General features: G+C 67.5%; 18 protein-coding genes. 11 read left to right on the forward strand and 7 right to left on the reverse strand.

All coding sequences use genetic code 11. The features are described from left to right. Nucleotides 1-2: 2 nt before the first annotated feature. Both CAL15_RS21810 and thpR read left to right on the forward strand, forming a co-directional pair. Entirely contained in the window at nt 3-1,538 is a 1,536-nt protein-coding gene (locus tag CAL15_RS21810) for an efflux transporter outer membrane subunit (RefSeq protein ID WP_198299099.1), read from the forward strand. A 103-nt stretch (nt 1,539-1,641) separates the two neighbouring features. Beyond that, entirely contained in the window at nt 1,642-2,208 is a 567-nt protein-coding gene (gene thpR, locus CAL15_RS21815) for an RNA 2',3'-cyclic phosphodiesterase (RefSeq protein WP_086080407.1), read from the forward strand. Here thpR and CAL15_RS21820 read toward each other — a convergent pair. Continuing rightward, the gene (locus CAL15_RS21820) at nt 2,205-3,188 is read right to left on the reverse strand and encodes a GlxA family transcriptional regulator (protein WP_086080408.1); all 984 of its coding nucleotides are present in this window, start codon (nt 3,186-3,188) and stop codon (nt 2,205-2,207) included. The genes thpR and CAL15_RS21820 overlap by 4 nt on opposite strands. 158 nt (nt 3,189-3,346) lie before the next feature. On the opposite strand from CAL15_RS21820, the gene CAL15_RS21825 reads away from it, so the two are divergent. The 3 genes from CAL15_RS21825 (at nt 3,347) to CAL15_RS21835 (ending at nt 4,766) form a co-directional block, all read left to right on the forward strand. Beyond that, nucleotides 3,347-3,697 carry a DUF3817 domain-containing protein gene (locus CAL15_RS21825; RefSeq protein ID WP_086080409.1) on the forward strand — a complete coding sequence of 117 codons (351 nt, stop codon included), beginning with the start codon at nt 3,347-3,349 and terminating at the stop codon, nt 3,695-3,697. Next, nucleotides 3,694-4,101 carry a CopD family protein gene (locus tag CAL15_RS21830; RefSeq protein ID WP_086080410.1) on the forward strand — a complete coding sequence of 136 codons (408 nt, stop codon included), beginning with the start codon at nt 3,694-3,696 and terminating at the stop codon, nt 4,099-4,101. Before CAL15_RS21825 ends, CAL15_RS21830 begins: the two co-directional genes overlap by 4 nt. A 104-nt stretch (nt 4,102-4,205) precedes the next feature. Then, on the forward strand, nt 4,206-4,766 hold the full coding sequence (locus CAL15_RS21835; protein ID WP_086080411.1) for a 5'-3'-deoxyribonucleotidase: 561 nt from the start codon (nt 4,206-4,208) through the stop codon (nt 4,764-4,766). Nucleotides 4,767-4,825: 59 nt separating this feature from the next. Here the strand turns inward: CAL15_RS21835 and CAL15_RS21840 are convergent, their stop codons facing one another. Further along, a complete protein-coding gene (locus CAL15_RS21840; RefSeq protein WP_086080412.1) occupies nt 4,826-5,650 on the reverse strand; it encodes a TauD/TfdA dioxygenase family protein in 825 nt (274 codons plus the stop codon). Nucleotides 5,651-5,791: 141 nt separating this feature from the next. On the opposite strand from CAL15_RS21840, the gene CAL15_RS21845 reads away from it, so the two are divergent. The 4 genes from CAL15_RS21845 (at nt 5,792) to CAL15_RS21860 (ending at nt 9,198) form a co-directional block, all read left to right on the forward strand. After that, nucleotides 5,792-6,466 carry a GntR family transcriptional regulator gene (locus tag CAL15_RS21845; protein WP_086080413.1) on the forward strand — a complete coding sequence of 225 codons (675 nt, stop codon included), beginning with the start codon at nt 5,792-5,794 and terminating at the stop codon, nt 6,464-6,466. 155 nt (nt 6,467-6,621) lie between these two features. Beyond that, complete coding sequence (locus tag CAL15_RS21850) at nt 6,622-7,497, forward strand: phytanoyl-CoA dioxygenase family protein (RefSeq protein ID WP_086080414.1); 876 nt, start codon at nt 6,622-6,624, stop codon at nt 7,495-7,497. After that, on the forward strand, nt 7,494-8,831 hold the full coding sequence (locus CAL15_RS21855) for an NAD(P)H-dependent oxidoreductase (RefSeq protein ID WP_086080415.1): 1,338 nt from the start codon (nt 7,494-7,496) through the stop codon (nt 8,829-8,831). The genes CAL15_RS21850 and CAL15_RS21855 overlap by 4 nt, the downstream gene beginning before the upstream one ends. A gap of 55 nt (nt 8,832-8,886) precedes the next feature. Beyond that, the gene (locus tag CAL15_RS21860) at nt 8,887-9,198 is read left to right on the forward strand and encodes a ribbon-helix-helix domain-containing protein (protein ID WP_198299100.1); all 312 of its coding nucleotides are present in this window, start codon (nt 8,887-8,889) and stop codon (nt 9,196-9,198) included. Between the two features lie 154 nt (nt 9,199-9,352). On the opposite strand, the gene CAL15_RS21865 is transcribed toward CAL15_RS21860, so the two are convergent. Beyond that, nucleotides 9,353-10,234, reverse strand: a complete 882-nt coding sequence (locus CAL15_RS21865; RefSeq protein ID WP_086080416.1) for a LysR family transcriptional regulator — start codon at nt 10,232-10,234, stop codon at nt 9,353-9,355. Between the two features lie 114 nt (nt 10,235-10,348). Here CAL15_RS21865 and CAL15_RS21870 point away from each other — a divergent pair, with 114 nt between their 5' ends. Further along, complete coding sequence (locus CAL15_RS21870) at nt 10,349-11,515, forward strand: MFS transporter (protein WP_086080417.1); 1,167 nt, start codon at nt 10,349-10,351, stop codon at nt 11,513-11,515. 84 nt (nt 11,516-11,599) lie between these two features. Further along, nucleotides 11,600-12,568, forward strand: a complete 969-nt coding sequence (locus CAL15_RS21875) for a Bug family tripartite tricarboxylate transporter substrate binding protein (protein WP_086080418.1) — start codon at nt 11,600-11,602, stop codon at nt 12,566-12,568. 10 nt (nt 12,569-12,578) lie between these two features. Here CAL15_RS21875 and CAL15_RS21880 read toward each other — a convergent pair whose 3' ends face one another. The 4 genes from CAL15_RS21880 to ilvD all read right to left on the reverse strand — a co-directional run bounded on the left by CAL15_RS21880 (nt 12,579) and on the right by ilvD (nt 17,827). Beyond that, entirely contained in the window at nt 12,579-13,574 is a 996-nt protein-coding gene (locus CAL15_RS21880) for a tripartite tricarboxylate transporter substrate binding protein (RefSeq protein ID WP_086080419.1), read from the reverse strand. Between the two features lie 41 nt (nt 13,575-13,615). Continuing rightward, entirely contained in the window at nt 13,616-14,644 is a 1,029-nt protein-coding gene (locus tag CAL15_RS21885; RefSeq protein WP_086080420.1) for a hydroxyacid dehydrogenase, read from the reverse strand. A gap of 237 nt (nt 14,645-14,881) precedes the next feature. Then, nucleotides 14,882-15,781 (reverse strand): LysR family transcriptional regulator, encoded by a 900-nt coding sequence (locus CAL15_RS21890; protein WP_086080421.1) that lies wholly within the window; start codon nt 15,779-15,781, stop codon nt 14,882-14,884. 186 nt (nt 15,782-15,967) lie between these two features. Then, nucleotides 15,968-17,827, reverse strand: coding sequence for a dihydroxy-acid dehydratase (ilvD, locus tag CAL15_RS21895; RefSeq protein WP_086080422.1), 1,860 nt, complete (start codon nt 17,825-17,827; stop codon nt 15,968-15,970). Between the last annotated feature and the right edge of the window lie 60 nt (nt 17,828-17,887).

Consider the following 17,887-nt stretch of genomic DNA (forward strand, 5'->3'; position numbering starts at 1 on the left):
CCATGATGCGTACATTCAAAGGCTCCGCCCTGCTTGCCCTGCTGCTGACGCTGGCGGGCTGCGCGGTGGGCCCCGACTATCACCGGCCCGAGGTTGCCACCCCGGCCGCCTACAAGGAAGCGGCCCCCGCCTCGCTGCCCGCCCACGAGGCAGGCAGCTGGCAGGCCGCCAGGCCGTCGGAAGACGCGCTGCGCGGCGAATGGTGGAAGGTCTTCAACGACCCGACGCTGGATGCGCTGCAGGCCGAGGCGCTGCGGGCCAACCAGACCCTGCAGGCCGCCGCCGCGCGGCTGACGCAGGCCCGTACGCTGCTGCGCGACGCGCGCTCCGAGCTCTACCCCCGGGTGGATGCAGGGGTGGGTCCGTCCCGCCAGCGCGTCTCGCCGGCGTCGCAAGGTCTGGCCGACGACGGTCCCGCCAGCACTTCCACGCTGTGGCGCGCGCAGGCCTCCGTCTCGTACGAGGCCGACCTGTTCGGCCGCGTGGCGTCCAACGTGGACGCCGCGTCCGCCGACGCGCAGCAGAGCGAGGCCTTGTATCGCTCGGTGCTGCTGGCGTTGCAGGCGGACGTGGCGCAAGGCTACTTCCAGGTGCGCGAACTCGACGCCGAGCTGCAGATCTACCGCCAGACGGTGGACCTGCGCGGCGCTTCGCTCAAGCTGATCCAGCAGCGCTACGACGCCGGCGACATCGGCGAACTGGACCTGGCGCGCGCCCGCGCCGAACTGGAATCGGCGCGTTCCGAAGCGGTGGGCGTCGAACGCCGCCGCACCGCCGCCGAGCACGCGCTGGCGGTGCTGCTGGGCAAGGCTCCGGCCGAGTTCAGCATGCCGTCGCAGCCGCTGTCGCGCATCGTCATCGACGTGCCCGCCGGCCTGCCGTCCACGCTGCTCGAGCGCCGTCCCGACATCGCCGCGGCCGAACGCGCCATGGCCGCCGCCAACGCCCGCATCGGCGTGGCGCGCGCGGCGTTCTTCCCGCGCCTGGACATCACCGGCGCGGCCGGCTTCGAGTCGTCGGAACTGGGCAACCTGTTCCAATGGTCCAGCCGCACCTTCCTGCTGGGCCCCTTGGTGGGTACCGCGCTGTCGCTGCCGATTTTCGACGGCGGCCGCCGCCAGGCCGGCGTGGACCGCGCGCGGGCGGTGTACGAGGAAGACGTGGCCAACTACCGCCAGACGGTCCTGTCCGCCTTCCGCGAAGTCGAGGACAACCTGGCCAACCTGCGCCTGCTGCGCGGCCAGGTCGAAGCCCAGGACGCCGCGCTGCAAGCCTCGACCCGCGCCGCGCACCTGTCGCAGACGCAGTACCGCGAAGGCTCGATCAGCTTCCTGGACGTGATCGAGGCCGACCGCACCGTGCTGCTGCAGCAGCGCGTGTCGGTGCAACTGGACGGCGAGCGCGCGCGATCTACCGTGAACCTGATCCGTGCGCTGGGTGGCGGTTGGGATACGCCTGTGCCCGGCAGCGCGCCGCGCGAGCAGCAGGCGGCGCAGACGGAAACGCAGGCGCAAGCGCGGCAGGTGGCGGCTCAGTAGGCCGCGGCGCAGCCCGCCCGAAGGGGCCGGTCCGGACACCCGGGCCGGCCCTTTTGTTTTGGCCCCCCCCCCCCGGCGGCGCCGGCAAGGTTAAGCTGGCGCAATGAACAGCTCCACTCCTTCCCCGCAAGACGCCACGCTGCGTCTCTTCTTCGCCCTGTGGCCGGAGGGCCGCGCGCTGGGCAGTCTCGGGCCCTGGCAGGAACACGCGCACGCGCTGTGCGGCGGCCGCATGATGCGGGCCGAGACCCTGCATCTGACCCTGGCCTTCCTGGGCCAGGCCACGCCCGAGCAGGCGCAGGCGTTGACCGCCCACACGCGCGCCGACCGCATTGACGAAGGCGAAATCGAACTACGCCACTACGGCGCGTTTCCCCGGCAGGGCATCGTGTGGGCCGGCCCCGAGGCCGACGATCCGGCCACGCAGACATTGCACGGCATCCATGACCGGCTGTGGAATCGCTTGCAGGACCTGGGCTGGCAGCGCCCCGATCAGGCGTTCAAGCCGCATGTGACCCTGCTGCGCAAGGCCGACTGCTCCGCCCTGCCCGCGCCCATGCCCGAGCCCGTGGTGTGGGCCTACCGGCACTACGTGCTGGTGTCGTCCGAGCCGAACAAGGGCATGGCGCAATATCGCGTGCTGGCGCGCAGCGGAGCCGACGGCGGCTAGGCAGCCAGCACGGCTTGGTCGTCCCGCAGCGCATCGTTGGCTGGCGGCGTACTGAACCGGCGCCGATAGGCGCTGGGGGTCAACCCCACGAGGCTCTGGAAGCGCGTCCGGAACGTGACGGGCGAATCGAAACCGGCGGATGCCGCAATCTGCTCGATGGACGCCGAACTCGTTTCCAGCAGTTCCTGCGCGCGGCGCACGCGCGACTTCAACAGCCACTGGATGGGCGTGGTGCCGGTCTGCTCGCGGAATCGCCGCGCGAAGGTGCGCGGGCTCATGCAGGCGCGCGAGGCCAATGCCGCCACGTCGATCGGCTGGTCCAGATTGGCCAGCATCCAGTCGAACAGCGGCGCCAGGCTGGCCGCGGGCGCCGGCGTGGACTGCGGAATGAACTGCGCCTGTCCGCCGTCGCGGTGCAAGGGCGCCACCGCCAGCCGCGCAGAATGCGAGGCCACGGCCTGGCCATGATGGCGGCGTACCAGATACAGGCACATGTCCAGGCCCGCCGATGCGCCGGCCGAGGTAACGATGTCGCCTTCATCCACGAACAGCACGCCGGCATCGACCTCGACGGCGGGATAGTGCCGTGCCAGATCCTGCGCGGCGGCCCAGTGCGTGGTGGCCCGCCGGCCATCCAGCAGGCCGGCCGCAGCCAGCACGAAAGCGCCGGTGCAGATGGACGCAATCAGAGCACCACGCTGCCGCGCCGCACGCAACGCCCTGATGACCGCGGCAGGAATGGGGCGGAATGGATCGTCGATACCCGGCACGATCACCATGTCGGCGTTGACGATCTGGTCCAGCCGCCACGGCACGTGAATATCGAACGGAGCGGCACGGACCTTGGCCGTCTGCCCGCAGACCAGGACCCGGTACCCGCATTCGCCTCTTGCGAGCCTGACGCGGGAGAACACGTCGCAGGCGATTCCCAGGTCGTAGGGGATGAAGTCGGGCAGCGCCAGGACGGCGACGGTACGCATGGATTCCTCTGGCATCGAAGGGCTGGGGGCTGGGCGCATTCTACCCAACTCGACATGGCAGGAAATGAACGCATTTCGTCTTTTCTGCCACTCATCGCCATAGCCTGCGCGACGCTATAAATGCGGCGAGCCATCATGGCGATACGGAAATGTCCCTCATGCACGCTTCCAACGACACATCCCCCACGCCCGCCGACGATAGATCCATCTTGCGCCGGCTCGAACTGGCCGCATGGGTAGAGGGCGCCACGCTGCTTCTGCTGCTCGCGGTGGCAGTCCCGCTGAAGCACCTGGCGGGCTGGCCGATGGCTGTGCGGATCATGGGGCCGGTACACGGCCTGGCGTTCCTGGCATACCTTTGGATCGCAATCCAGTCATGGTCGGCCATGGGGTGGCGGGGATCCGAACTGGGACGCCTGCTCATCCTGGCAGTCATCCCGCTCGGCGGATTCGTCACGGCGGTGCGCCTGTCGCACCGTATCGCGGCGCGGCGACACACGTCGACATGACCTTCATCACGCTATACCCCTGGCTCAAGGCCCTGCATCTGGCTGCGGCGCTGGTGTTCGCCAGCGGCGTGCTGGCGATGGCGGGCTTCCTGAGGATGATGCCGGCCGTACCGGGCGACATGGCGGTCGCCGTAATTGGCTGGGACCGCTGGGTCACCATCCCCGCGATGCTGCTGGTCTGGGCATTGGGATTGGGACTTGCCAGCGGCGGAGGCTGGATCGGCGACGGTTGGCTCTATGCCAAGCTAGGCCTGGTCCTGCTGCTGTCGGCCATTCATGGCGTGCAGTCCGGCCAGCTGCGACGCAGCGCGCGAGGCCTGCCGACGCAACGCTGGCCCGCCATGCCGATCATTGCTGCCTCGCTGGCGGGCATCGCGATCCTTGCCGTGGTGAAGCCGTTCTGATTTTCGCGGCATGCGCGAAACGGCGCATAATGCCGCAGCCTGCGCGCGGCCATTCAGACATGGCGCGATCGCGGCGCGCGGCGACCACTACCATGGGTCTTATCATGTTGATTCTGCTGGACCAGGACGGCGTACTGGCCGACTTCGAACATGCCTTCCTCGCGGCATGGCGCGCGCGATATCCCGACATCGAGCCCGTGGCGTTCGAAGACCGCAAGTCGTTCCACATCCTCGAAGACTATCCGCCCGAACTGCGCGCCCGGGCCGAGGCCATCTATACGGCCCCTGGCTTCATCCGCGACCTGCCGCCGGTACCCGGCGCCATCGAGGCCTGGCGCGAACTGCTGGCGCTGGGCATGGACGTGCGCATCTGCTCGTCGCCGCTTCGCCAATACGAGAACTGCGTGGCCGAGAAGTACCAGTGGGTCGAGCGCCACCTGGGACGGCCCGCCACCGAGCGGCTCATCCTGACGCGCGACAAGACGCTGGTGCAGGGCGACCTGCTGATCGACGACCGGCCGCGCATCCAGGGCGCGGCACGGCCGCGCTGGCGCCACATCGTCTACGACGCTCCCTACAACCGCCAGGAAACCGACAGGCCGCGCCTGACATGGGACAACTGGCGCAACGTGCTGGCAGGCGAGTTGTACGCCTCGGATGGTTGAGGCCTCCTCGCCAACGTTCACCACTGCAAGCAACGCCCGGTGCAGGGCGGCCTGCCAGCCTACACGGGCCGGTCGCCCTTGAGCGTGATGCGGTGCATGACCCGGCGAAAGCCGTGATAGTCGTTCACCGGGTTGTGCATGGCGCAGCGGTTGTCCCAGAACGCGATGGCGTTCGGCGTCCAGACGAAGCGGCAGGTGAACTCGGGCCTGACCTGATGCTGGAACAGGAACTGCAGCAGGGGCGCGCTTTCCTCGTCAGTCATGCCCTTGATGCCCGCGGTGTGCGCCACGTTGAGATACAACGCCTTGCGGCCGGTCTCGGGGTGCGTACGGACCAGCGGGTGCTCCGCGACGTACTCCTGCGCCGCGCCTTGCCGGCCATCGCTACGGATGCGGTCTTCGCGGGTACGCGACACATCGGCCTTGGCCGACGTGCTGATGCCCACCAGCCCATCCAGGAGGCGCTTCATGGTGTCGGACAGGGCTTCATAGGCCGCGTACTGGCTGGCGAACAGCGTGTCGCCCCCATACGGCGGAATCTCGCGCGACAGCAGCATGGAGCCCATCGGCGGCTCTTGCAAATAGGTGGTGTCCGAATGCCAGACGCCGCCGAAGTTGGTGCGCTCGTGCTCGAGCTTCTTCACTTCGATGATTTGCGGATAGCCGTCGAGTCCGTTGACGAAGGGATACTCGATAGGGTTGCCCATCGCGAGGGCGAAGTCCAGGAACTGCCGCGGGCTCAGGTCCTGGCCGCGCAGGAAGATGACCTGGTGATCCAGCAGCGCCCGCCGCACCTGGGCCGCCCGCTCGCCATCCAGAGGCCGGGTGAGATCCACACCCGAAATCTCGGCGCCCAGAGCGCCCGCCACACGCTTGATCTCCATTATCGTCTCCTCGTTACAGGCGCGTCGCCGTGCGCTGAAGGTTTCCATTCTAGTGCGACACCGGATGCGGCGGCGCAGCGTGACCAACGGCGGGATCTTTCTGTATTCTGTATACAGATCCACGTGCGAGCGGAGGCCGCCATGCTGAGACCGCTGTCCACGCCAGGAGACCTGGCCGAGTCGGTATATGTCGAGTTGCGCGAGGCCGTCATCGGCGGCTCGCTGGCTCCGGGCTCGCGGCTGGGCCAGGAAGACCTGGCCGCCCGTTTCGGCATTTCGCGCCAGCCCGTGCTGCAGGCGCTGTCGCGCCTCGAACGCGACGGCCTGGCCGTGCGCGCCGACGGACGCGGCACGCTGCAAGTGGCGCCGCTGGACCCGCAACTGGTGGAAGAGTTCTACCAGTTGCGCGCCGAGGTCGACGCGCTGGCGGCTCGCCTGGCCGCGCAACGCATACGCGCAGGGCAGGCGCGTCCCCTGCCCGCCTCGCTGATCGAGCGTGGCCTGTCCGCGCTGCGCCGCGGCCGCATGCCGGCCCTGATCGCCGCCGACACCCAACTGCACCGCGCGATCTACGAAGCGTCGGGCAACCGCCTGCTGGCGGCCGTGATGGAACCGCAATGGGGACACCTGGAGCGCGTGATGTGCGCCGTGCTCGAACCCGCCTCGGTGCGGGCCGGGCTTTGGGACGAGCACGCGGCCATCATCGACGCCATCAATGCCGGCAGCGCCGAGCGCGCGGCCAGGCTGGCCCGCGACCATGCGGTGCGCGCGGCGGCAGGGCTGCTGCCGCGGCTGGAGCAGCGCACGGCCGCGTGAAACGAGGCCCGTCAAGACTCGCCGACTGGATGAATCACTGAAGTCCGCAGCGACGCAGTTCCGCAGTTCCCGCAGCACGCATCCCCACCTACACCGGCGCGCGACGCCGGCCATCGGAGAAGCCGGCCGCAGCCGGCCCACCATTGGAGACAACGATGCAACTGAGCAACGCCCAACTGGAGCAGTTCGAACGGGACGGATATCTGTTCTTCCCCGCCCTGTTTTCTCCCGAAGAAATCGCCAAGCTGGTCGAAGAGGTGCCGCGCCTGTACGCGCAGGACCGTCCCGAGAACGTGCGCGAGAAGCACAGCGGCGCGGTGCGCACGAACTTCGCCGCGCACATGTACAGCGCGCCCTTCGCGCGGCTGGCCCGGCACCCTCGCATGGTGCGCCCCGTGGAGCAGCTGTTCGGCGAGCAGGTGTACATGCACCAGTTCAAGATCAACGGGAAGAATGCTTTCGACGGAGACGTGTGGCAGTGGCACCAGGACTACGGCACATGGCTGAACGACGACCTGATGCCTACGCCGCGCGCCATGAACGTGGCCATCTTCCTGGATGAGGTGAACGAACACAACGGGCCGCTGATGTTCATCCCGGGCAGCCACAAGCTGGGCGTGCTCGAAGCGGGACACGACCTCACCACTACCAGCTATCCGCTATGGACCATCAACAACGACAACATCCGCGCGCTGGTGGAAAAGGCGGGCGGCCGCAACGGCGGCATCGTCACGCCCAAGGGGCCGGCCGGTTCGATGCTGCTGTTCCATTCGTGCCTGGTGCATGCGTCGTCATCGAATCTCAGCCCCTGGAACCGGGTCAGCGTGTATCTCAGCCTTTGCGCCATCTCGAACCATATCCGCCGCCACAAGCGCGTCGAGTGGATTGCGCATAGGGACTTCGCACCCATCGAATGCCTGCCTGACGATTGCCTGCAAACGGACTATCCTGTGGAGCTTCCGTGGCAGCACGGTACGCCGCCTGCGGCCGCGCGCACGTCGTTGGAACCCCTCGAGGAGGCCGTTCAATGAATCTGCACCGCATGCTCAAACAGCGCGAAACCGACGACAAGCCGCTGCGGGTCGCCCTGATCGGCGCCGGCAAGTTCGGTTCGATGTTCTTAAGCCAGGCCCAGCGCACGCCGGGCATCCGGCTGGTGGCCGTGGCCGACCTGGCGCCCGACCGGGCGCGCGCCGCGCTTACCAAAGTGGGTTGGCCGGCCAGCGCGCTGAATGCGGGCAGCATCCACGAGGCGGTCAAGTCGCGCAAGGTGTACTTCAGCGACGATGCGCTGGCCGTCATCGCCGACCCCGGCGTCGAGATCGTCATCGACGCCACCGGCAGTCCCGCCGCGGGCATCCGCCACGTGCTGGCCTGCTGCGAGCACGGCAAGCACGTGATCATGGTCAACGTCGAGGCCGACGCGCTGGCAGGACCGCTGCTGGCCAAGCGCGCGCGCGAGGCCGGCATCGTCTATTCGCTCGCCTACGGCGATCAGCCTGCCCTGATCTGCGAGATGGTGGACTGGGCGCGCACGTCCGGCTTCGAAGTAGTGGCGGCCGGCAAGGGCACCAAGTACCTGCCCGAGTTCCACACCTCGACGCCGGACACGGTATGGCCCTATTACGGCTTCACCGACGAGATGGTGGCCGCGGGCGACTTCAACGCGCAGATGTTCAACAGCTTCCTGGACGGCACGAAAAGCGCCATCGAGATGGCCGCCGTGGCCAATGCCACCGGGCTGGCGCCCTCGCCCACCGGCCTGCACTTCCCGCCGTGCGGCGTGGACGATCTGGCACGCGTGCTGCGGCCGCGCGAAGAGGGCGGCATCCTGCATCATCGCGGCCAGGTCGAGGTGATCTCGTCCCTTGAACGCGACGGACGGCCCGTGTTCCGCGACCTGCGCTGGGGCGTGTACGTCACGCTGGCCGGCGACAGCGATTACGTGCGCCGCTGCTTTCAGGAATACGGACTCGTCACAGACCCCAGCGGCAACTACACCGCCATGTACAAGCCCTATCACCTGATAGGACTCGAACTCGGCATCAGCGTGGCCAGCGTGGGCCTGCGGCGGGAGCCCACCGGATCGCCCGCGGGCTGGCACGGCGACGTGGTCGCCACCGCCAAGCGGGACCTGGCGCCGGGCCAGGAACTGGATGGCGAAGGCGGCTACACCGTGTACGGCAAGCTGATGCCGGCGCGTATCTCGGTGGCCGACGGGTATCTGCCGCTGGGGCTGGCGCACAAGGTGCAGCTGAAGACTACCGTGAAGCAAGGCCAGGCGATCCGCTGGCATGACGTCGAGTTCGACGACAACGCCATGGCCGTGCGGTTCCGGCGCGAGATGGAGCAGACGTTCGGATAGGGATGACGTGGGAAGCCGTGTAGGAAACAGGCCAGCCTGGGCAGTATGATAAAGTATGATCATCGCACTGCCGAGCCCCATCATGCCCACAACTCTTGAGCGCCTGACCATCACGATGCCCGCCGAGATGGCGGCCAGCCTCAAACAGGCAGTAGAAGACGGGGAATATGCCTCGACCAGTGAAGTAGTCCGGGAAGCATTGCGCGAATGGAAGATCCGTCGCGAATTGATGTTGAATGAATTGAACGCTCTCAAAGCCGACATTGACCAAGGTTTGGCCGATGTCGCCGCGGGCCGTGTCAAAGCGTTTGACGCGGACAACATCATTGCTCGAGGCAAACGATTACTGGCCGCTCGCTCCAACTGACAGACCGTGCCGAAAAGCGCTCGTGACATGAGTGCGATCGCCGATCAAGACGGATTCGACCCCAGAGGTCATCCCTTGACCCGACTCCGAATGCGCAGGCACTTCCCGGCTCCGCGGCGCGGATGACGCTTCTTTCTTTCTACAACGCCGCTTCCTACATCCGCTCCGAAAGAAAATCCAGGAAGCACGCGATGCGCCGCGCCAGCTGCGTATTCCGGTAGTACACCGCGTGCAGGGGCTGCCGGTATCCATTGTCTGCCGACTCCAGCACCGTTACCAGCCGTCCGGCATCCAGGTCGGCGCGCGTCATGAACTCCGACAGGCAGGCGATTCCCAACCCGGCCAGGGCCAGTCCCCGCAGGGTCTCGCCGCTCGATGCCGCCATGCCGGGCACGATGGGATAGGTGTTGCCTCTCTCGTGCCGCAGCGGCCAGTTGTTCAGCGTGTCGGGCTGCGTGAAGCCCAGCAGCATGTGCCGCGCCAGGTCCTCCACCTTGCGTGGCTTGCCGTGCTTCTCGATGTAGCTGGGACTGGCCACGATGTACTGGCGCGACGGGCGGAACGGCCGCGCGTGCAACGACGAGTCGCCCAGCGGGCCGGCACGGATGGCCAGGTCGGTACGATGTTCGACCAGGTCGACGATGCGATCGGTGCTGGTCAGTTCCAGTTGAATGGCGGGATAGCGCTCGTGGAAGTCGGCCATGTGCGGCACGATGCAATGCAGGATCACGGGCGCCGACGCGTCGACACGCAACCTGCCCGCCGGGCGCTGGTGGCGGATGCGCATGCATTCCTCGGCCTCGTCCAGCGCGCCCACGATGCCGCGCGCTTTCTGCAGGAACTCGACGCCCTCCTCGGTCAGCTCCATGCGGCGCGTGGTGCGCGTCAGCAGCGTGACGCCCAGTTGCTCCTCCAGCCGCCCCAGTGCGCGGCTTACGCCCGACGCCGTCTGGCCCAGGAATTCGGCCGCCGCACTCATGCTGCCGGTGTCCACCACCGCCAGGAACACTCGCAGCGCATCGGAGTTCAGTGACATTTTTGCCTCCAGAACACAAGTGATGTGATTCTAGGCCGCTTTTTCTCAAATATCCCGCGGCGCACAATGCCGGGCATCCGGGCCATGCCCGTCTTCTGATTCTGGAGTCTGAAAATGCCTATCGCGCTTTGGGCGCTTGCCGTGGGAGCCTTCGGCATCGGCACCACCGAGTTCGTCATCATGGGGCTGCTGCCGCAGGTGGGCGGCGACCTGGGCGTCACCCTGTCCAGCGCCGGCCTGCTTGTCACCGGCTACGCGCTGGGCGTCACTGTGGGCGCCCCGCCCGTCGCCATCCTCACCACACGGCTGCCGCGCAAGACCTTGCTGCTGACCCTGATGGTGATCTTCACGCTTGGCAACCTGGCCTGTGCCCTGGCGCCCGACTACGGATGGCTGATGGCCGCGCGCGTGCTGACCTCGCTGGCGCACGGCGCCTTCTTCGGCGTGGGCTCGGTGGTGGCCACCAGCCTGGTTCGCCCGGACAAGCAGGCATCGGCCATCGCACTGATGTTCACCGGCCTGACGCTGGCCAACGTGCTGGGCGTGCCGTTCGGCACGTGGCTCGGCCAGGCCTGGGGCTGGCGCTCCACCTTCTGGGCGGTGACGGCGATCGGCCTGGTCGCGCTGGTGGCCATCGCGGCGCTGGTGCCCGCCAGCCGCGGCGCGCACCAGAGCGACCTGAAGGGCGAACTGCGCGCGCTGGGCCGGCCGCAGGTGCTGCTGGGCTTCCTGATGACGGTGCTGGGCTTCGGCGGCGTGTTCACGGCCTTCACCTACATCTCGCCGCTGCTTACCGAACTGAGCGGCTTTCCGGAAGCTGCGGTGTCGCCCATCCTGCTGCTGTTCGGCGTGGGACTGGTGGCGGGCAACACGCTGGGCGGACGCCTGTCCGACCGGCGGCTGATGCCCACACTGGTGGGCAGCCTGGCCGTGCTGGCGGTGGTACTGGTGCTGTTCACCTTCACCGTGCACGACAAAGTGCTGGCCGTGATCACCGTCGGCGTATTGGGCGCGGCCGCTTTCGCCACCGTGCCGCCGCTGCAGATGCGCGTGCTGGAGCAGGCCGGCGGCGCGCCGAACCTGGCGTCGGCCTTCAATATCGCCGCGTTCAATCTGGGCAATGCCGCGGGCGCCTGGCTGGGCGGCCTGGCGATCGACCATGGTCCCGGCCTGGGCAGCACGCCGCTGGTGGCGGCAGCCGTCACGGGCAGCGGACTGCTGGTGGCGCTGTACAGCTGGCGCCGCGATCGCCTCGGCGTGCCGGCGGCTGCCGCGGCCTGAAGGCATACAATGAATCGTCAATGAATCGCCCGGCCCGTCCGGGCGATTCCACGATGACGACAAAAAACATATCGGAGACAAAGGATGCGGCACTTCATACGGGCGGCGACCCTGTGCGCCTGCGTCGGCGCGGCGGCCATGCCCGCCGCGGCGCAGGACGCCTTTCCCACCAAACCGGTACGCATCGTCGTGCCGCAGACGCCGGGCGGCGCGTCGGACGCGCTGGCGCGCATCATGGGACAGCAACTGACGAAGAAGTGGGGGCAGCCCGTGGTGGTCGAGAACCGCGCGGGCGCGGGCGGCAACGTGGGCATGGAAGCGGTCATCGCGGCCGAGCCGGACGGCTACACGCTGCTGATGAGCTATGTGGGCACGCAGGCCATCAACGGCGCGCTGTACAAGAACCTGTCGTTCGACCCCGGCGCCGATTTCGCGCCGGTGGCCACGCTGGCCACGGTGCCCTTCGTGGCCGTGGGGCGACCCGACGCGTCTTTCCATACCGTGCCCGAGCTGGTGCAGGCCGCCAAGGGCGGTCGCGTCACGTATGGCTCGGCCGGCAACGGATCCGTGAATCATCTGCTGGGCGAGATGTTCAACAGCGCGGCCGGCGTGAAGCTGGTGCACGTGCCCTATCGCGGCGCGGCGCCGGCCCTGCAGGACCTGCTGGGCGGACGCATCGACGTGGTCTTCACCAGCCTGCCCTCGGTGGCCGGACAGATCAAGAGCGGCACCCTGCGGCCCATCGCCGTCACCAGCGCGCGACGCGCCAGGTCATTCGCCGACGTGCCCACCATCGCCGAGGCGGGTTTCAAGGATTTCGACGTCAACCCCTGGTTCGGGCTGATGGCGCCCAAGCGGACGCCGCCCGCGCTGGTGGCGCGCATCAATCGCGACGTGAACGAGCTGCTGCGCACGACCGAAGTGGCGGACAGCTTCGCCGCGCAAGGGGCCGAGCCTTACGTCACCACTCCGCAGCAGTTCGCGGAGGTGCTGAAGCACGACGTGGCCAAGTGGAGCGCGGTGGTCAAGGCATCGGGCGCCAGCGTGGACTAGACGCACCGCCTCATTTGTCCTTCCAGGGCGACGCTGCCCACTGCGCGCGCAACTCGGCCTCATCCTGCTCCAGTGTCCGCGCATAGTCGTCGGGAGCGAGATAACGCAGCGGCGCGAACAACTCGCGGGCCTTGGCCTGGAACTCGGGGTCGTCATAGGTCTTCTTCACGGCTTCGACCAGCTTGGCGCGTACCGGGTCTGGCAATCCCTTGGGCGCCGCCAGGCCGCGCAGCGAAGCCAGCTCGAAGTCGTAACCCTGCTCCTTGAAGGTGGGCACGTCGGGCAGCGCGGCCGAGCGCGTCTTGGACATCTGGCCCAGGATGCGCAGCGGCGTCCCGCCCTTCTGGTATTGCAACGCCTCGCCGATGTTCATCGCTCCGATCACGATCTCGCCGCCGGTCAGGGCAGTGCGAACCTCGGACGCGCCCTTGTATGGCACGTGGTTCAGCCTGGTCGATGCGGTCTGCTGAAAGCGCAGCATCGCCAGATGGTCGTCCGAGCCCGTACCGGTCGTGCCGACGGTAACGGCGCCGGGGTTCTTCTTGGCGTATGCGGCAAGGTCGGCCAGCGTCTTGACGGGACTGTCCTCGCGCACGGTGAACGAGCCCGGGTCGTCGATCAAGTTGCCGATCAAGTCGAAGTCACGCCACGTGAAATTGGTGCTGCGCTCGATGGGAATGGTAAGGAGGTTCGGCGTGTTGATGAAGCCGATGGTGTAGCCGTCCGGTTTTGCACGAGCAAGCTCGCTGAAGCCAATGGCGCCGCCCGCGCCGGGGCGGTTGAGCACGACGATGCGCGCGTCGTTGCCCAGGTACTTCTGCAGATAGGGGGCCATCATGCGCGCCACCAGATCAGTGCCGCCGCCCGGGCCGTATGACACGATCAGGTTGATCGGATGTTCCGGGTAGTCCGCGGCCATGCTGGTGGCGGGCAGGGCCGCGGCGGCGCAGAGCAGCGCGGCGCCGGTCAGCCGGCCCAAGGTATGACGCTTGCAAGGGCTATGCATTATGTTGTCTCCTCGTTGATGCGGCTGCATGCCGCGTATCGTTATGCCAGCCGGGCGATGCGCTCCAGCGCAGCCGGCCATGCCGGCGGATTGACCAGATTGGGCGGACGCCGCCCATCCAGCATGGCAAGCAACTGCTCGGCGGCGGAGCGCGCGACATTGCGCCTCGCCTCGTGCGTCACCCCGGCCGTGTGATACGTACCCACCACGTTGGGCAGCTGCAGCAGCGGCGCGTCGTTGCCCGGCGGCTCCTGCTGCCATACGTCGAGGCCGGCGCCGGACAAGTGGCCCGCCTGCAGCGCGTCATACAGCGCGGCTTCATCATGGATGCCTCCGCGCGCCGTGGTGATGAATACCGAACCGGGCTTCATGCGGGCGAACGCGGCCGCGTTCATCATGCCGCGGGTCTCGGCGTTCAACGGACAATGCAGCGACACGATGTCTGATTGCCCCAGCAGATCGTGCAGCCCGACCGGCTCGGCGCCGGCGGCGCGTATGACCTCGGACGGAAGATAAGGGTCGCAGGCCACCACACGCAGGCCGAACCCGTGCGCGATACGCGCGGCGCGACGACCTATCTGGCCCAGGCCCACCAGGCCGATGGTGTTGCCCCGGATCTCGTGGCCCATCAGCTGCTCGCGCGTGAAACCGTGATCACGGCGCAGGCGATCATGCGATTCGACGATGCGCCGGCGCACGGCCAGCAACAGCGCATAGGTGTGCTCGGCCACCGAGTCGGCGTTGCCGCCCGCCTGGTTCACGACGGCGATGCCAGCGGCGGTGCACGCCTGCACGTCCACGGTGTCGTAGCCCGCGCCGGAGGACGCCACGCAGACCAGATCGGGACATTGCGCAATCAGTTCCGCCGTGACCGACCAGCGCGGGGGCAATTCGTCCTTGGCGGCGGACACCATGTAGGCATGCGAGCGCGACAACGCGGCGAGCGTCGCGGCGTCATCGCCGCGCGCCGCAGCCACGCTCAGTTGCAGATCGGCGCGCGCCGCTACCATGCGATCGAATATCGGATCCAGCCACAGATCCAGCCGCGTGATGCGTTTTGGGGACGTCATGATTTCCTTGGCGGTCGGGCGTGTCCGAGCACGCTCTTGGCGCGCAGCGCAGCGTCGAGGATGTCCTCATCCAGACCGGGCGCGCGCTCGGCGATCGAGAAGCCGGAATCGCTCATGGATGTCTCCGTTGTGATCGTGTGATGCGGCCACTCTACCGGCGACATGAATTGCCATAAAGCGAATTATTTTCGCGGGTTGGTTTCCCTTTTTTCGAACATTCGCGTGGCGGCGAGCGCCTTAGATCAGGCAAGTCGGAGCGTCGAAATCGATGCTGCGCTGCGCCAGTTCGCGCATGTGCGCAAGCAATGGGCGCGTATCGTCGCGACGCCATTGGATGGTGTATCGCAGCGGTTGCGGAGCCGGAAAGTTCTCCAGCCGCGCCAACTGACCTCGCTGGACCAGCACGCCGGCCCACGCCTTGGGCAGGATGCCCACGCCCAGCCCTTCGCGCAGCATACCGGCCACCGCAGCCCATCCGTTGCAGCGCAGGTTGTGTCCCGGCGATACGCCATGCGCGCTCATCCAGTCGTCGACTATCCGGATCACGCCCGAGCTGTCAGGCAGCGCCACCAGTGTGTGGTCGCGCAGGGCCGTCGGCGGCAGCCAGCGCGGATCGCGCACCACCAGCGGGCTGGCCACCCACTGGAACTCGACCTGGCCGATCAAGGTGGAGGTGATCGACGCGCGTGTGGACGGTCCCGCGATGATGCCGAAGTCGAGGTCGCCGTCCTCCAGACCCAGTTCGACCTCTTCGCCCACACCGACCCGCGGCTCGACGAGCAGATTCGGATACCTGGTACGTATCGCGGCGATCAGGCGCGGCATCCACGTCATGGAAGTGAGTTCACCCACGCCGAAGCGGCAGCGTCCCGCCAGCGGCGCATTGTCGGCGGCACGCTGCATGAAATCGTCGGCGGACCGCAGAAGGTCGCGCGCATGCGGCAGCAGCTGCTCGCCCAGGGGAGTGAGGACGGCGCTGCGCGCACTGCGGCTGAACAGCTCGGAGCCGATGACGCCTTCCAATTCGGCCAGGCGCTTCGACAGCGAAGATACCGAGATGTTGAGCCGGCTGGCCGCAATGGCGAAACTGCGACACGTGGCGGCCCAGTAGAAGGCTTCGAGCTGCTTGAGCGTCATTGGTGAAGGCTCATATTTGAATAAAAGCGAACCCATTTATATCAATGCTCTCGCTTTATCGAAAAGAATCCTATCGTCCATGAGCAAGAAAAAACCCGGCGCGATTGGCCGGGCTCGTCATTCAGGCGCCATTCCATGAAAAAGCCCGGTACGACGACCGGGCTTTTGAACTTCAGTACGCGGATCTCAGCGCTTCAATTGCGACAGGTCGCGCACCGCGCCGCGATCGGCCGATGTGGCCAGCGCGGCGTAGGCCTGCAGCGCCTGCGAGACCACGCGTACACGGTCCACGGGCCGCCAGGCCTGGTCGCCGCGGGCCTCCATGGCGGCGCGGCGGCGCGCCAGTTCGGCGTCGTCCACGGCCAGATGCATGCGGCGGTTGGGGATGTCGATCTCGATGGTGTCGCCGTCTTCGACCAGGCCCACCGTGCCGCCTTCGGCCGCTTCCGGCGAGGCATGGCCGATGACCAGGCCCGACGAGCCGCCCGAGAAGCGGCCATCGGTGAACAGCGCGCACACCTTGCCCAGGCCCTTGGACTTCAGGTAAGACGTGGGATACAGCATTTCTTGCATGCCCGGGCCGCCCTTGGGGCCTTCGTAGCGGATGACGACGACGTCACCGGCCGCCACCTTGTCGCCCAGGATGCCTTCGACCGCATCCTCCTGGCTTTCGAACACGCGCGCGCGGCCCGTGAACACCCATTGCGATTCGTCCACGCCGGCGGTCTTGACGATGCAGCCCTTCTCGGCCAGGTTGCCGTACAGCACGGCCAGGCCGCCGTCCTTGGAATACGCGTTCTCGTTGCTGCGGATGCAGCCCGACTTGCGGTCCAGGTCCAGCGTGAGGAAGGTGGCGTCCTGGCTGAACGCCACGGTGGTGGGAATGCCGCCGGGGGCCGCGCGGTAGAACTTCTGTGCGGCCTCGCCGGCCCCGCCGTTGATGTCCCAGGCCGCGATGGCCTGGCCCAGCGTGCCGCTGTGCACATTGCCGCAAGACAGATCGAGCAGGTCGGCGCGCGCCAGCTCGCCCAGGATGCCGAGGATGCCGCCGGCGCGATGCACGTCTTCGATGTGGTACTTGTCGGTGGCCGGCGCCGCCTTGCACAGGCACGGCGTGCGGCGCGAGATGCGGTCGATGTCGGCCATGGTGAAGTCCACGCCGGCCTCTTGCGCCGCGGCCAGCAGGTGCAGCACGGTGTTGGTCGAGCCGCCCATCGCCACGTCGAGCGTCATTGCGTTCTCGAACGCGCTTTTCGAGGCGATGGCGCGCGGCAGCACCGAGGCGTCTTCCTGCTCGTAATAGCGGCGGCACAGGTCCACCACCAGGCGGCCGGCCTGCTCGAACAGCCCCTTGCGCCAGGCGTGGGTGGCGACGATGGTGCCGTTGCCGGGCAGCGCCAGGCCGATGGCCTCGGTAAGGCAGTTCATCGAGTTGGCGGTGAACATGCCCGAACAGGAACCGCACGTCGGGCACGCGCTGCGCTCGACGGCCTCGGCCTCGGCATCGGTGACGTTGGGGTCGGCCGCCTTGATCATGGCGTCGATCAGGTCGATCTTGGCGATGACCTTGCCGTCGGTGGGCGAGGTGATCTTGCCGGCTTCCATCGGACCGCCCGACACGAACACGCACGGGATGTTCAGGCGCATGGCGGCCATCAGCATGCCCGGGGTGATCTTGTCGCAGTTCGAGATGCACACCATGGCGTCGGCGCAGTGCGCGTTGACCATGTATTCCACCGAGTCGGCGATGAGTTCGCGCGAGGGCAGCGAGTACAGCATGCCGCCATGGCCCATGGCGATGCCGTCGTCCACCGCGATGGTGTTGAATTCCTTGGCCACGCCGCCGGCCGCCTCGATCTCGCCGGCCACCAGGGCGCCCAGGTCGCGCAGGTGCACGTGGCCCGGCACGAACTGCGTGAACGAGTTCACCACCGCGATGATGGGCTTGCCGAAATCGCCGTCCTTCATGCCGGTGGCGCGCCACAGGGCGCGGGCGCCGGCCATGTTGCGGCCGTGGGTGGATGTGCGGGAACGGTAGTGCGGCATGGCGACTCTCTGTCGGGCGGTTCGGGTCCGGGCTGGGGGAAAAGCGGCAAAACCCCAGAT

The organism is Bordetella genomosp. 13 (assembly GCF_002119665.1).
GTDB lineage: Bacteria > Pseudomonadota > Gammaproteobacteria > Burkholderiales > Burkholderiaceae_B > Bordetella.